Raw genomic sequence first — 235 nt, forward strand, 5'->3', positions numbered from 1 at the left:
GGACGTGGGCATGGTCAGCACCGCCTACCTCGCCAACATGGTCGCCCAGGGGGCCCTGGACCCGGTCACCGACCGGATCGAGGACAGCCCGCTGAAGGGCAAGCTGGTCAACGGCATGGTCGAGAGCGTCAAGGCCGCCGGCGGCGAGAAGGACGAGATGTTCACCGTCCCGACCTCCGCCAACCAGGGCGTGCTGTGGTACCGCAAGGACATGTTCGACAAGGCGGACCTGCCG

General features: G+C 67.7%; 1 protein-coding gene. It reads left to right on the top strand.

Annotated elements, in window-relative coordinates:
* The coding region (locus ACSNOK_RS36260) for an extracellular solute-binding protein (protein ID WP_436784898.1) at positions 1-235 on the top strand (235 nt) is incomplete at both ends.

Origin of the sequence: Streptomyces sp. URMC 126 (genome assembly GCF_051386555.1) — a bacterium.
GTDB lineage: Bacteria > Actinomycetota > Actinomycetes > Streptomycetales > Streptomycetaceae > Streptomyces.